Origin of the sequence: Victivallis vadensis, assembly GCF_003096415.1 — a bacterium.
GTDB classification, from domain to species: domain Bacteria; phylum Verrucomicrobiota; class Lentisphaeria; order Victivallales; family Victivallaceae; genus Victivallis; species Victivallis vadensis.
Genome location: NZ_QEKH01000024.1, coordinates 23,871 through 37,723 on the forward strand (window position 1 = coordinate 23,871; position 13,853 = coordinate 37,723).

A 13,853-nucleotide genomic window follows, 5' to 3' on the forward strand; every position below is an offset into this window, starting at 1 on the left:
AAAACAACAACGGATTCAAAAAATGAGACGTTTCATATTGCATAAAATATTACCGTCGGCGCTGCTGCTGGGAATGGTGTTCCCGCTGCTTGCGGCGGCGCCGCAGGAATACAGCGACCGCCAGCTCAAACTGATCGCCCAGATGACCGCCCAGCTGCTCTCGCGGAACCACTACCGGCAGCAGCAGCTGGATGAAAAAGTGTCGTCGCAGCTGTTCGACGAGTATTTCAAGATGCTTGATCCGAACAAAATCTACTTCACCGAGGAGGACGTGAAAACGTTCGAGCCGGTGCGCAACACTCTCGGCGCCGCATTGCTGCGCGGCGATTCGAGTTTCGCTTTCCGGGTCTATGAACTGTACAAGACGCGCAACAACGAATTCAAAGCGTTTGCGGAGGCGCAGCTCAAGAAGCCGTTCGACTTTACGAAGGACGAGTCGTTCGTGACCGACCGGCGCGACCTGCCGCGCGCCGCGAACCGCGAAGAACTGGAGAAGCTCTGGTATCTCCGGCTCAAGAACGATGTGCTGGCCTACCGGCTTTTCAACCGGGCGCTGGACGATGCCGCCAGAAAAAAGAAAAAAGAAGACAAGGACGAAACCGCCAAAATCGCGAAAATCTGGGAGGCCAAGACCCCTGAGGAGAAGGTGCTCAACCGTCTGCGCGACATCAACAACGATATCATGCAGAGGGAGAAGGTGGATATCCTCGGCCTCTATCTGAACGCGCTGGCGCAGGTGTACGGCCCCCACTCCAACTACCTGCCCCCCCAGCTTGAGGAGGATCAGGAGATCAGCATGAAACTGTCGCTGACCGGAATCGGCGCGACCCTGACCAGTGACGACGGCTATATCAAGATCGTCGCGATCGTGCCGGGCGGTCCCGCCGCCCTCGACGGCCGCCTGAAGGTGGAGGACCGGATCGTGGCGGTGACCCAGGAAAACGGCGAGGTCACCGACGTGGTCGACATGCCGGTCTCCAAGGCGGTGAAGTACATCCGGGGCCCTGAAAACACCAAGGTGACCCTGACCGTGCTGCCCGGCGAAAAGGGCCGCAACGGCGTTCCGGAAAACATCACCCTGACCCGTGCCAAGGTGGCATTGGTGGACAGCGAGGCCAAAGGCGAAGTCAAAGAGGTCAAACGCGCCGACGGCAAAGCGGTCAGGGTGGGCGTGATCACGCTGCCGAGCTTCTACCGGGATTACGAAGCGGAGTTCCGCGGGGATTCCAAAGCCAAGAAGTGCACCGACGACGTCGCCCGGATTCTGGAGGATTTCTCAAAGCGGAAGGTGGAATCGGTGGTGATGGACCTGCGGCGCAACGGAGGAGGCAGCCTGCCGGAGGCGATTTCGCTGACCGGGCTGTTCATTCCGACCGGTCCGGTGGTGCAGATCCGTTCCGGCGACCGGGAGGTTCATCTGGAGTCGGACAACGATCCGCGGCTGGCGTATGACGGCCCGCTGGTGGTGCTGACCAGCAAGCTCTCCGCCTCCGCTTCCGAAATCTTCGCGGCGGCGATGCGTGACAGCGAACGTGCGATTCTGGTCGGGGACAGCCGCACCTTCGGCAAGGGAACCGTGCTCAATGTGATGCAGCTGGACCGGTTCCTGAAATTCATCGGGGAAAATTTCGAGGCCGGCTCCGCGATCTACGAAACCGCGATGTTCTACCGGATCGCGGGCGGCTCGGTGCAGCAGCTCGGCATCACGCCGGATATCCAGCTCCCGTCGCTGACCGAAGAGCTGGAAATCGGCGAGATGTTCATGGACAACCACTTGCCGTGGGATACGATCAAGCCGGTCGAATTCAGGAAGTTCAAACCGGAACATATCGCGAAAGTTCCGGCGCTGGCCGAAGCCTCTGAAAAACGCATCGCCGCCAGTCAGGAGTATCAGAGCCTGATCCGCAAGATTGAGCTTTTCCGCAAATACAAGGATAAGAAGGAAGTCTCCCTGAACGAGGAAAAGCGCTGGAAGGAGTATCAGGACGAAAAGCAGGTGCAGGAAGAAGCCGACCGGCTCTATCGGGAAAATTCCGGTACGAAAGAGAAAGACGAAAAAAAGCAGTTCGATCCCGAGCTGAACGAAGCCGTCAATATCGCCGCCGACCTGGTGTAATCCGCTCATCGCCGCGCGTCAATACCCTTCCGGGAAGATGCGCGGCAGTTCGCTTGAACAGCAACAAAACAGGTGCGGATGGCGTTACGGCCTGCCGGTACGCGCCGCGAAAGCGGCCTTGCCGCTCCCTATTCGATCTTCTCAATCATGATATCGGGGAACTGCTGCAGAAACGCGGCCAGAACGTTTTCATCGCTCTGGGCGTGGAGCCGGATGTACATCTTCACGCGAAGCCGCTCCTGCTTGCCGGTGTGGTCGCTGGTCACGGAACAGTTGATGATCCGGTAGCCGTTGTTGTTCAACTCGTTGGTGATCTTGATCAGGTTGTTGCGGTTGCGGGTGGAAAACACCAGCTGCAGGCACTCGGTTTTCATATTGCGGAAAATGCATTGGAAGATTTCGAGGCCGATCAGAGTGAGCAGCGTGGTCACGAGGCCGAGCACATAGAGTCCTCCTCCGACCGCCATGCCGATTCCGGCGGCGACCCAGAGACCGGCGGCAGTGGTCAGGCCGCGCACTGCCTGTTTCTGCATCATGATGGTGCCGGCGCCGATGAAGCCGATGCCGCTGACGATCTGGGCGGCGACGCGGGCGGCGTCGCCGGGACGGATTCCGGCGACTCCGGCGGAATCCTGAAACCCCCACTGGGAAACGATCATGATCAGGGCGCTCCCGAGGGAGACGAGAAAGTGGGTGCGCATTCCGGCGACTTTGGCGCGGTATTCGCGTTCAAGCCCGATGGCGGCTCCGAGGGCTCCGGCGAGCAGCAGACGGCCGATGAATTCCAGTGTCAACATGATACAGCCTCATGGTTTCCGGGTTGGTTGCAACCTGTCACTATACCATGTTTCCGCCGGAATTCAAGCGTTTTCCGAGGATGCGGCGGAGATTTCCATAGTCCGGGCGGCAGGAATCAGCAGCGGCCGGCCGAGGGTGGCGATGGTCAGACCCTGATATTTTTCGCGCGGCTGTTTCGGGCAGAACCACAGGATTGAGAAAGCTCCGAGAAATGAAATCGGCAGGAAGAAGGCGAAACTGCGCGCCAGCGGCACTTCCCGCACCATCGCCTGGCTGTAGAAATACCAGACCAGCATCCCCTCCGCGAAGCCGAGCGCCAGCAATCCGAGCAGCGCGGTGATCCTGCCGGACCACCTCCGCCGCAGCGCCGGAACCAGATACGGCAGCAACAGCGCGGCTCCGGCAGCGAGCGGGATTCCGGCATAGCAGAAATCCAGCTTGCCCGCCCAGCCGAATCCGGCGGCGGGATCGAGACGCCACGCCTGTTCGGAGGAACGCGACAACGCATACCAGAGGTTCATCGCAACGCCTTCGCCGAATGCGAATGCGGTGTAGCCCCAGATCAGCTTCGCATTGGCGCGGCTCGACAGCACCGCGAACAGGAAAGCGGGCAGGATGGCGGCGCCGATCAGGTAGAAGATCGTGCCGACCTCCGAAACCGACTGGGTCAGCCACTGGCCGGAGAGCTCCAGCGCCAGCGCAAGGCCGACCGCGAACACCCCGATCAGCAGCGTCGCGTATTTCGAGACGGTGACTTCGGCGGACGGTGCGAGGTTCCGGTTGATGAATTTCTGGTGAATCTCCTTGAGCCACACCGCCGCCATCGAGTTCATGCCGGAGCTCAGGGTGCTCATGATCGCGGCCAGCATCGCGGCCATGAACAGTCCCGGCACCGGCGACGGCAGCTGCGTCGAGACGAAGTGGAAAAATGCGGCGTCCCCGCTGCCCGGCCCCAGCGCCGGATCGGGATTCTGCCGGTAGTAGGTGTAGATCGCCAGTCCGGTGAACCACAGCACGAAGGTGAACAGCATGCCGGAGACGGTCGCGACGCACTGCGACTTGAACCCCTCTTTCCAGTTCCGGGTGCTGAGCAGCCGCTGGATGGTGATCTGGTCGCTGCACGAGGTGGTCAGCGGTGTGACGACCGCCCCCCAGAGCAGCAGCCAGAAAAGCAGTCGCACATAGGGGGAGAGGCCGTAGAATTCCGGCTGCGAAAACTGCGGCATGCCGTGGCCGTCGCGGAATGCCGTCGCCACCGCTTCGGCCGCTCCGCCGTCGATCCGGCCGCACAGGATCGTCACCACGACCGCGAAGCCGCCGGCCAGCACGAAGAATTGCAGCACATCGGTCCAGACCACCGCTTTGGTGCCGCCCATCACGGTGTAGACGATGCCGACCACTCCCACCAGCAGGATCGAAAACCACGGCGGCCACGCGTAGGTCGCCTGAAAGATCTTCGCGGTGGTGTAGAGCACCATCGCAAGGTACATCGTGCGGGTGTAAAAAGCGGAGAAAGCCACCACCGCCCGCACCGTCGAATCGTAGCGGTATTCCAGATACTCATACGGCGTGAAGCTGCCGAGCCGGAAGTAGAACCGGGTGAACAGCAAATAACACGGGATCACCAGCAGCAGCCCGACCGTGCCGGAGAGGCTGAACAGCGTCAGCCCGTTGTTGAAGATCTCTCCCGGCACCATCACGATGGAGACCGAGCTGAGCAGCGACATCATGCAGGCGATGCCGACTGCCAGGAACGGCATGTTGCGCCCGCCGAGCAGATAGTTTTCGCTGCTTTTTTCGCCGCGCGAGAAGTAGACCCCGATGCCGATCACGGCCGCGAGGTAGAGCAGGATGATCAGGTAGTCGAACCAGGCCTGTTGCATGGTGAAAATTCTCCCCGTTGGACGGTTCAGCGGCTGTTGAAGCCGAGATAGCTGAGGTCGGCCGCTCCGAATACGTCGCCGGAGCCGTCGCCCCAGGTGAAACCGGGGCTGACCGCCCGGTCCGCCGTCAGCTCCGCGGTGAAGAGCGGCTGCTTTTCGCCCTTGCGAAAGAGCCGGTAAGTGCCGGAGGCACGGTCGGCTTCAAGCGTGAAGGCGTGGAACGAGGTTCCGGCGGCGAAGGGGATCGCCTTCAGCTTCCCGGCGGAACGGTACACGAGCTTTTCCGTGCCGAAGCCGATCCAGCCGTACCGGTTCGGGAGCTCCCTCTCCCCCTCGAAGCAGAAGCGGATCGCGAACTGCGGCCTCTTTTCGGCGGCGTCGCCCAGCCGGAATTCAAAACCGGCCGAAAGCTTCCCGGCGTCCGGCGGCAGCGGTGCGTGGAAATGGGCGAATTTCTGCGGCGCATCCATGCCGCGGTGGACGAGACGGAGAACCGGGTGCGGCCGCTCCGCGATCCGGCTGATTTCATAATACGCTTCGCTGCCCGTCTGCCCGCGGGGACGGTAGTTGGCGGGCAGGAAGGTGCGCCGGTCCTCCGGGAGCAGGCCGGAGGCTGGCGAATAATAAAGCTCGTATTTCGCGGCTTCGGGATCGTCGGTTTCGGGGCGGCGGCTCGCATCGTCCCGCACCACGTCGAGGGTCATCGCGACGATCCGGCTGAACAGCGCCGGATTGCGCCACGAACCGAAATCGCTCTCGTCATAGATCACCAGCAGCCGGTTCGGTTCGGTCTCCAGAATCGAAGCGTAGGAGCTGCCGGAGCCGCCGTAGAGCGTGCAGCGCTGGTAGCTGCGTCCGGTGCCGGTGAAGTCCAGCAGCAAATAGAGCTTCGGCCTCCCGGTGATGACCGCCAGCGTGCCGTCGGCGAGCACCTTTGCACTCGGAGCGACCGAGAAAGGCGCGATCTCCACGGGCGCGCTCCAGCTTCTTCCGCCGTCGCCGGAACGGAGCTGCAGCAGCGGCGACACGCCGCCGACCCGGACATACGCAAGCAGTTCGCCGCCGGAGAGTTCGACCACGGCGCACTCGTTTGGCCCCTCCGGCATCCGCGCGGCGGGATCTTCGAGAATGGTTGAAAGGTAGCTCCAGCTTTTGCCGTCATCCTTCGATTCGATTACGAAGCTGAAGAATTTGGGCGCGTTTTCCTTGCGTCCGTAACCGGTCAGCAGCAGCCGCCCGTCACGGAGCCGGAGCACGTCGCGGTGCAGCCGGAATGTGCTTCGGAAGGGCAGCGCCAGTTCAAAACTCTCCGCCGTGACCGATCGTCCGTCCGGCGCGAGGATCACCCGTTTGATCGTGTGACGGTCGGAAACCTTGTCGTCCCAGCAGGAGATATTGCATTTGCGGCCGTCCTTCGACAGATAGGCGTTGAAGCCGCCGAATTCCGGCACGGTTTTGCGCCAGGTCTTACCGTCGTCCGGCGACCAGTCGCGGCAGGCCCGTTCCGTGACGGTATGGATGCCGGAGGAGTGGTTCAGATAGATGGTTCCGTCGGGGAAGCGGTGGGCGAAGCAGAAATTCAGGTGTTCGGGTGAGGTTTCGATCAGCGACATGCCGACCGGTTCGACGCGGCCGCCGTTGAAGAGCCGGGTTCCGGCCGGAGGCGCGGCCGCGAAGGCAGCCGCCGCGAACACGGTACAGGCGGTCAGGGAAATTGCTTTCATGGAAAAGTCTCCTTTGTTGCTTCAGGTCAGAACGGCAGTTTTTTACCGCCGTGCGCATAGTGCGTAATCAGGTCGCCGCTCTCCTCCCGGACCTCGCGGGCCCCCATCGAGGAGACGTGGCCATCGCTCCAGCCGATATTGGCCCGGTTGGCGTGATCGAACGCCGCAACGTTCGCGGAGCTCCCCGTCCCCCATTCAAAAGTCTGCTTCAGAAAGGCGGCGTCGGTGGAAAAGCTGTCGGCAATCACCATTTTATTCCCCTTGATCCGCGGGAAGTTCAGCACGTTCACATCGTCGCGGGTTTCATTGGAAGGTTTTGCAATCGCATCGCCGAGGTAGGGCTGCCACTCCGCGGGCTTGCGGGGCATGCCGTACACGAACTGGATCGCCCCGTCATCTTTCAAACTGAATGTGAAAGGCGCCCGCGCCGGGCAGATCGCCAGTTGGCCGTCGTTCAGATAGCCCCGGTAATAGAGCCGTTTGGCCCAGCTGGCGTGGCCGAGGTCGTCCACCGTGGAGCGCACCAGCAGCCGCCCGTCGAAATCGCCGGTATAGAGGTTGCAGAGTTGCAGAATCTGGCGCAGGTTGCCGGTACAGCGGATCGAACGGGCCTTTTCGCGCGCCTGGTTCAATGCCGGCAGCAGCATACTCGCCAGTATCGCGATGATCGCTATCACGACCAGCAACTCGATTAGCGTAAAATTTACGGTGGTCGGCCTTACATGGCGGAATGCGGGGGGCGTGTCCGCCGCCCCCCGCGCCCCCTGCGTCCGGCAAGGTGCCGGTGCCGGGTACGGGACGGTCGACAGGCGAGGCAGCGGTCGTTCGGCGGGGGAAGAAGATTCGCAATAACGTGAAATTGTCTTCCCGCTTTTCTGCGGAAAGGCAACTTCACGTTTTTGCTCCGACTTGCCGCTTGCAGAGCATTGGCGGAGGCGTGAGAGCTTGCTGGAAGTCAGGGAGATGTTGAGGTGATTTGGTACGGGGAGAGACGCGGCGCTTATCGCCGCTTTCTCTCCCCCGAACCCCTCTCTTTTACGCAGAGCGGAAACTGGAGAGACAACGAGGTGCCGGGGGAGCAGAGCTCCCCAGCGGGATAAGTAGGAGGAACGAAGTGACGACGCACATCCCGTTACTTGGCAGCGGCACCTTGCCGCCTCTCTTTTACGCAGAGCGGAAACTGGAGAGACAACGAGGGGCCGGGGGAGCAGAGCTCCCCGGCAGGATAAGTAGGAGGAACGCAGTGACGACGCACATCCCGTTATTCGGCAGCGGCACCTTGCCGCGAGGGGGCGGGAAATCAATACGGCAACAGATAGAACATTCCTTTTCATGATATCTCCTCCTTCGGGTTGGGAATGTTGGCTTTTGCGAGCAGTTCGCGGCAGTAACTGCCGAGGCCGAGCACGTCGGCGCCGAGATTGATGAAGCGGAAGCCCTCCTGTTGCAGTTCGCGGACACCGGAGGGTGAACCGACCGTTCCGGCGAACTTGCCGTGGCGGAGCGCGGCGGCGGCGACCCGTTTCCGGGCGGCTGCGACTTCGAGAGCGTTGCATTCGCCCGGTTTGCCGATCGACTGGCTGAAGTCGCCGGGGCCGAAGAAGACGATGTCGATCCCCGGCACCGAACAGATGCCGTCGAGTTCCTCCAGCGCCTCCGCGTCTTCGATCTGCACGGTCACGAAGCGGTTACGGTTCACGAAGCGGATGTATTCGCCGAAATCGGCGAGACAGTATCCGCCGTCCCGGTTGCCGCCGTCGATCGCCCGCCGTCCGAGCGGATGGAAGCGGACCTGCCGCGCGACCGCTTCCGCATCCCGTTTCGACATCACATGCGGCACCATGATGCCCGCCGCATCGAGTTCGAGCGGCTTCACGAGGTCGCTGTAGGAACCGCGCGGCACGCGCACCATCAGGTCCGCGCCGCAACTCCGGGCCGCCAGCACCTGACTCTCCAGTACGGCGGGATCGTTCGCGACGTGTTCGCCGCACACCCACAGGCAGTCGAAGCCGCAGGAGGCCGCGATTTCCAGTACGCGCGGGCAGGAGAGATTGCTCTTGAAGATGAACACCGTCTCCCCGCGCCGCAGCTTTTCCAGCGTTACACTCTTCCGAAAGGGATACATGGGCTATTTGCCTCCTTCCTTGTATTTGCGCAGATGGCTGCGCATGATCCCGCGCGCCAGTTCGAGGTTGCCGGTTTCGAGCGCCTCGACGATCTGGAAGTGTTCGCGCGCCCCCGCCTGGCTGGCTTCGGCACTGGCGCTGCGGCGGGTGAAAAAGATTTCCAGCAGGTTCGAAAAGGCGATCAATACCTGATTTTCGCTGATTTCCAACAGCTTGCGGTGAAATTCGCAGTCGCGGTGATAGTTGCGTTCGATCTCTTCCGGCGTGTCATCGTAGCGGGCGCAGTCCGCGAGGGCGCGCAATTCGTCGAGCTGCTGCGGCGTGATCTTGTCGATGATGATGTCCAGAACGCCCAGCTCGATCGAAAGCCGCGCTTCCAGCAATTGAAAATAAGAAAGGTCGCTGACTGCGATCTGGAAGCCGAGCACCCGGCTCAGGATCGAGAAATCCACCTGCCGGATCCGGGTGCCGCCGCGGGTCGAACTCTCCACCAGCCCGAGAAACTTCAGCCCGCGCAAGCCTTCGCGGACGCTGACCCGGCTGACGCCGAAAAGTTCGGTCAACTCCTCCTCGGAGGGCAGTTTGTCATTCAACTTCAACTTGTGTTCGATCAGATAGGACAGAATCCGGTCGATGCTTTGGTCGGTTTTATTGGAATTGCCGTTTTTCATGTAAGATCTCCGTATTTGTATTATAAATTATGATACAAAAACCCGGTTTTGTCAAGAGGTGATCTATAAAAAGTACAAAAAAATAGATTATTTGTAATAAAAATACCCTTCAGCTCCGGGAAACGGCGCGGAAGGGCAAAGAGAGTTGACCGGAGGTTATGCCTGACGGCGGGAAGAGGCGGGGCGTTCTTTGGGAGTCCGGGAAGAGCAGGCGGAGACGCCGGCTTTGGCGCGATGCCTGCGATAGGTGATGATTGCCGCAAGCTCCGGAATCCTTTGCAGCCGGGCAGTCACCATTTTGTGCATGGCCTGTCGGGAAACTCCCCGCCGGGCGGCGAGATCGCTGATGTTCAGCGAAGGGTCGGCGAGCTTCTGGTTCAGAAGTTCCAGCGAGGAAGAGTCGAGCGAGGCCATGAATCCGATCACTTCGCAAAGGTCGGCGCGAGAGTAACGCCGGTCCCGTTCGAGTTCACGCATGCGGTTGCGGCAATCGGGCATGTGCGGATCGAACCGGCCGGCGGGAAAGAAAACGGAATTCTGTTCGGAAATCAGCGGCGGATCGCCGGCTTCCCGGCAATACTCTTTCAATTTGCAGGAAATGCACTCGTTTTTCCGGTTGTATTCTCTGGCGTAGCAGTTCATGAAAAGCTCCATTTTATAATATTTAGTTAATATAAAACTTAATTTATTTTCTAAAAAAAGATATTCCCGGGTCAAATATTCAGGAGGGGATAAGTGAAATACTTTGCTTGCCGCATCCGATCTTACCTCTGTTTTTTTCTGTTGGTCTTTTTGCGATTTTTTTGATACTTTCAATATAATGAAGAGTATTCTTAATTTCAAGTCCTGTTTGAGAAATTTTTTCAAAAAATCTTGAACTATTGGATTTATGTGGTATAATTTGTAATATTTAAGATTATTGTTAATAGATGGGGATCGAGAACTGTCATTCAGGAGGAAGCGATGAAGAGGCACGTAAACGGTTGGGAGACGATTGCGAGGTATTTAAAATTACGCGGGAAGCAGCAGCAGGACCTGGCCCGGCTGCTGCATATTACGCCGCCTGCGATTTCGCAGGTGAAGAACGGCTGCTTTCTGCTCAGCCCCGGTCAACTGGCGACGATTATTAATTACCTTGAATTTGATGAACCGGCGATCAACGAGTTCTATACGGAACTGTTCAATGCGCGGATTGCGACGGATGGCCGGGGAAGAGAGGCAAAAGCGCCCGAACTGCCGCCGAACTGGAGATTTTCCGTCACTTTCAGGAAAAGCGGCCCGAAACGGAGGGCCGAAACATATCGCATTCCACTCGCCGGAACCGCGCTGCTGGATCATTACGCAGCACTTTTCGAATCGCTGCCGGATTATCTGGCGCGCCATTCCGATGAGTTTCTGTGGGTCCCGGAAAGGGAAGAGGGATTGTGCGCGCTACGGATCGGCGAGGAGATGGGGGAGGCGGCGTTGACGCCGGGCAGCTTGGTGCTGGTCCGGGGACGAAGCTATCCCGATCCCGGACAGCTCTGTCTGATCGGCCTGCTTTCGGGGAAAGTGGTGCTCCGGGAATTCTGGCCGGAAGGGAAAAAGGTGTTTTTCCGCGAAGCCTCCGACCATCGCGGCAGAGAACTTGTCGTCACGCGCCGGGGGGCTGCGCGGCAGATCCGCTGGGTCCACCCGGTCCGGGAAATCCGGCCCCGGGATGACAGCCGCTCCGTATAACCCGTTTTTCCACCCGGTGCGGCGAAGCGGGATGCCGCAAAAAAATCGCCCGCTCCGGGGGAGATGAAACCGGAGCAGGCGACGGGAACGAGCGTTTTTTCAGAACGGGAGATTATTTCCCGTAGTAGACGTTGAGCAGCATTTCCTTGATTTCCTCGATCAGCGGATAGCGCGGGTTCGCGCCGGTGCACTGGTCGTCGAACGCCTTGACCGCCAGTTCGTCGAGCTGGGCGAGGAAGGTCTTTTCGTCGATGCCGTACTCCTTGAGGCTCTTCGGAATCTCAAGTTCCGCCTTGAGCTTTTCGATCGCCTTGATCAGGTTGGCGACGCTCTCGTCGTCATTCCTGCCGCCGAAGCCGCAGTAGGTCGCGAGGTTGGCGTACGCCGCCTTCGCATGCGGATACTTGTACTGCGGGAAGGTTCCCTGCTTGGTCGGGCAATCGGTCGAGTTGAACTTGATCACCTCGCAGATCAGCATCGCGTTGGCCAGACCGTGCGGCACATGGTACATGCCGCCGAGCTTGTGCGCCATCGAGTGGCAGACGCCGAGGAACGCATTCGCGAACGCCATGCCGGCCATCGTGGAGGCGTTGTGCATGTGCTCGCGGGCCTCCTCATCCATCGCGCCGTTGTTGAAGCAGCGCGGCAGGTAACCGAAGACCAGCTTGGCAGCCTCCATCGCGAGGGCGTTCGTATAGTCGCTGGCCATCACCGATACGCGCGCTTCGAGGGCGTGGGTCAGAGCGTCGATGCCGCTGTAGGCGGTCAGGCGCTTCGGCATCTTCATCACGAGCTGGGTGTCGATGATCGCCATGTTCGGGGTCAGCGCGTAGTCGGCCAGCGGATACTTGTTGCCGGTCTCCTCGTCGGTGATCACCGCGAACGGCGTCACTTCCGAACCGGTTCCGGAGGTGGTCGGCACCGCGACCATCAGCGCCTTCTTGCCGAGTTCCGGCAGCCGGACGATCCGCTTGCGGATATCCATGAAGCGCATCGCGACGTCTTCAAAGCTGATTTCCGGGTGTTCATACATCAGCCACATGATCTTGGTCGCGTCCATCGGCGAACCGCCGCCGACCGCGATCAGCACGTCCGGCTGGAAGGAGTTGATCCGCTCCAGTCCCTTGCGGGCGAGCTGGATGGTCGGATCGGGTTCGACATCGGCGAACACCTCGGTCGCGATGCCCATATTGTCGAGCTGGTGCAGCAGGTCGTTCAGGATGCCGGTGGAATACAGGAACTTATCCGTGACGATGAACGCCTTTTTGCGGCCCTCGAGATCGCCGATCGCGGTGGGCAAGCAGCCGTACTTGAAGTAAACCTTCTGAGGAATTCTGACCCACAACATATTCTCTCTCCGTTTCACAATGGACTTGATATTCAACAGGTGCTTCGGCGTCACGTTTTCGCTGACCGAGTTGCCGCCCCAGCTGCCGCAGCCGAGGGTCAGCGACGGATTCAGCGCGAAGTTGTAGATGTCGCCGATCGCGCCCTGGCTGGAGGGCATGTTGACCAGCGTGCGCGAGGACATCATCACGTGGCCGTAGTATTTGGCCCGGTCGAAATTCTGCGAGTTGGTGTAGAGCACGCTGGTGTGGCCGAGGCCGCCGTATTCGAGCAGCTTCCTGGCGTTTTCGACCGCATCCTCGTAGGTTTCCGCCTTGTAGAGGGCGAGCACCGGGGAGAGTTTTTCACGGCTGAACGGATAGTCCGGGCCGACGCCGTCGGTTTCACCGATCAGCACCTTGGTCCCGACCGGAACCTTCACGCCCGCCATTTCGGCGATCTTGTACGCGCTCTGGCCGACGATTTTCGGATTGAGCTTGCCGTCGACCTGGATCACGTCGCCGACCTTTTTGGCTTCGGTTTTATTCAGGATGTAGGCGCCGCGGTATGCGAACTCCTTCTTGACTTCGTCATAGATCGAAGCCAGCGCGGTCACCGACTGCTCGGAGGCGCAGATCATGCCGTTGTCGAAGGTCTTGCTCTGCAGGATCGAGCTGACCGCCATCTTGATGTCGCTGGTATCGCCGATCACCACCGGAACGTTGCCGGGGCCGACGCCGACCGCCGGAGTGCCGCTGGAATAGGCCGCCTTGACCATGCCGGGGCCGCCGGTCGCAAGGATCAGGCTCACATCCGGGTGGCTCATCAGCTGGCCGGAGAGCGCGACGGTCGGTTCGGCGATCCAGCCGATGATGTCTTCGGGGGCGCCGGCCTTCACCGCCGCTTCCAGCACGATCCGGGCCGCTTCGACCGTGCACTTCTTAGCCCGCGGGTGGGGGCTGAAAATGATGCCGTTGCGGGTTTTGAGCGCGAGCAGCGACTTGAAGATCGCGGTCGAGGTCGGGTTGGTGGTCGGGACGATGCCGGCGATCACGCCGACCGGTTCCGCGACCTTCGCAATGCCCATCGCCTCGTTTTCCTCGATCACGCCGCAGGTCTTCATGTCGCGGTACTTATTATAGATGTACTCCGCTGCGAAGTGGTTCTTGATCACCTTGTCCTCGACCACGCCCATGCCGGATTCGGTTACGGCCATCTGGGCCAGCGGAATGCGGGCATTGTTCGCGGCAAGCGCGGCGGCGGAGAAAATCCGGTCCACCTGCTCCTGCGAATATTCGGCGTACTTGACCTGCGCCGCCTTGACCCGGGCGATCAGCCCGTTCAGCATTTCGCGGTCGCGCTCATCCTGCGTCTTTTCCACCTTGACGGCCGGTTCGGCCTTGACTTGTTTTGCGCTCATCATCAGTCCTCCCTAATATAAGGTTTGTGCAATTTCCGGCAAACTGTAACGAAACTTCGGTAATGCGATA

At 60.2% G+C, this 13,853-nt stretch carries 10 protein-coding genes; 2 read left to right on the forward strand and 8 right to left on the reverse strand.

Annotated elements, in window-relative coordinates; translation table 11 throughout:
- Positions 1–22: 22 nt before the first annotated feature.
- Positions 23–2,116, forward strand: a complete 2,094-nt coding sequence (locus tag C8D82_RS13925) for a carboxy terminal-processing peptidase (RefSeq protein WP_116884898.1) — start codon at positions 23–25, stop codon at positions 2,114–2,116.
- Positions 2,117–2,244: 128 nt separating this feature from the next.
- Here the strand turns inward: C8D82_RS13925 and C8D82_RS13930 are convergent, their stop codons facing one another.
- The 7 genes from C8D82_RS13930 to C8D82_RS13960 all read right to left on the reverse strand — a co-directional run bounded on the left by C8D82_RS13930 (position 2,245) and on the right by C8D82_RS13960 (position 9,960).
- On the reverse strand, positions 2,245–2,916 hold the full coding sequence (locus tag C8D82_RS13930; protein ID WP_116884899.1) for an MgtC/SapB family protein: 672 nt from the start codon (positions 2,914–2,916) through the stop codon (positions 2,245–2,247).
- Between the two features lie 60 nt (positions 2,917–2,976).
- Positions 2,977–4,797, reverse strand: coding sequence for a sodium:solute symporter family protein (locus tag C8D82_RS13935; protein WP_116884900.1), 1,821 nt, complete (start codon positions 4,795–4,797; stop codon positions 2,977–2,979).
- Between the two features lie 26 nt (positions 4,798–4,823).
- A complete protein-coding gene (locus tag C8D82_RS13940) occupies positions 4,824–6,521 on the reverse strand; it encodes a sialidase family protein (RefSeq protein ID WP_116884901.1) in 1,698 nt (565 codons plus the stop codon).
- A gap of 26 nt (positions 6,522–6,547) precedes the next feature.
- Complete coding sequence (locus tag C8D82_RS22340) at positions 6,548–7,855, reverse strand: type II secretion system protein (protein ID WP_116884902.1); 1,308 nt, start codon at positions 7,853–7,855, stop codon at positions 6,548–6,550.
- A complete protein-coding gene (locus C8D82_RS13950) occupies positions 7,852–8,646 on the reverse strand; it encodes an HpcH/HpaI aldolase family protein (RefSeq protein WP_116884903.1) in 795 nt (264 codons plus the stop codon). The genes C8D82_RS22340 and C8D82_RS13950 overlap by 4 nt, the downstream gene beginning before the upstream one ends.
- A gap of 3 nt (positions 8,647–8,649) precedes the next feature.
- Positions 8,650–9,318 carry a FadR/GntR family transcriptional regulator gene (locus C8D82_RS13955; protein WP_116884904.1) on the reverse strand — a complete coding sequence of 223 codons (669 nt, stop codon included), beginning with the start codon at positions 9,316–9,318 and terminating at the stop codon, positions 8,650–8,652.
- A 156-nt stretch (positions 9,319–9,474) separates the two neighbouring features.
- Positions 9,475–9,960, reverse strand: coding sequence for a hypothetical protein (locus tag C8D82_RS13960; RefSeq protein WP_116884905.1), 486 nt, complete (start codon positions 9,958–9,960; stop codon positions 9,475–9,477).
- 321 nt (positions 9,961–10,281) lie between these two features.
- Here C8D82_RS13960 and C8D82_RS13965 point away from each other — a divergent pair, with 321 nt between their 5' ends.
- The gene (locus C8D82_RS13965) at positions 10,282–11,037 is read left to right on the forward strand and encodes a helix-turn-helix domain-containing protein (RefSeq protein WP_116884906.1); all 756 of its coding nucleotides are present in this window, start codon (positions 10,282–10,284) and stop codon (positions 11,035–11,037) included.
- A gap of 112 nt (positions 11,038–11,149) precedes the next feature.
- On the opposite strand, the gene adhE is transcribed toward C8D82_RS13965, so the two are convergent.
- Positions 11,150–13,786: a bifunctional acetaldehyde-CoA/alcohol dehydrogenase gene (adhE, locus tag C8D82_RS13970; protein ID WP_240959580.1), complete on the reverse strand. Its 2,637-nt coding sequence runs from the start codon at positions 13,784–13,786 to the stop codon at positions 11,150–11,152.
- Positions 13,787–13,853 lie beyond the last annotated feature (67 nt).

Coding starts and splice junctions, on each gene's coding strand:
- C8D82_RS13950 (WP_116884903.1), bottom strand. CDS start 8,646: ATGTATCCCTTTCGGAAGAGTGTAACGCTGGAAAAGCTGCGGCGCGGG.
- C8D82_RS13940 (WP_116884901.1), bottom strand. CDS start 6,521: ATGAAAGCAATTTCCCTGACCGCCTGTACCGTGTTCGCGGCGGCTGCC.
- C8D82_RS13960 (WP_116884905.1), bottom strand. CDS start 9,960: ATGAACTGCTACGCCAGAGAATACAACCGGAAAAACGAGTGCATTTCC.
- C8D82_RS13935 (WP_116884900.1), bottom strand. CDS start 4,797: ATGCAACAGGCCTGGTTCGACTACCTGATCATCCTGCTCTACCTCGCG.
- C8D82_RS13965 (WP_116884906.1), top strand. CDS start 10,282: ATGAAGAGGCACGTAAACGGTTGGGAGACGATTGCGAGGTATTTAAAA.
- adhE (WP_240959580.1), bottom strand. CDS start 13,786: ATGATGAGCGCAAAACAAGTCAAGGCCGAACCGGCCGTCAAGGTGGAA.
- C8D82_RS22340 (WP_116884902.1), bottom strand. CDS start 7,855: ATGAAAAGGAATGTTCTATCTGTTGCCGTATTGATTTCCCGCCCCCTC.
- C8D82_RS13925 (WP_116884898.1), top strand. CDS start 23: ATGAGACGTTTCATATTGCATAAAATATTACCGTCGGCGCTGCTGCTG.
- C8D82_RS13955 (WP_116884904.1), bottom strand. CDS start 9,318: ATGAAAAACGGCAATTCCAATAAAACCGACCAAAGCATCGACCGGATT.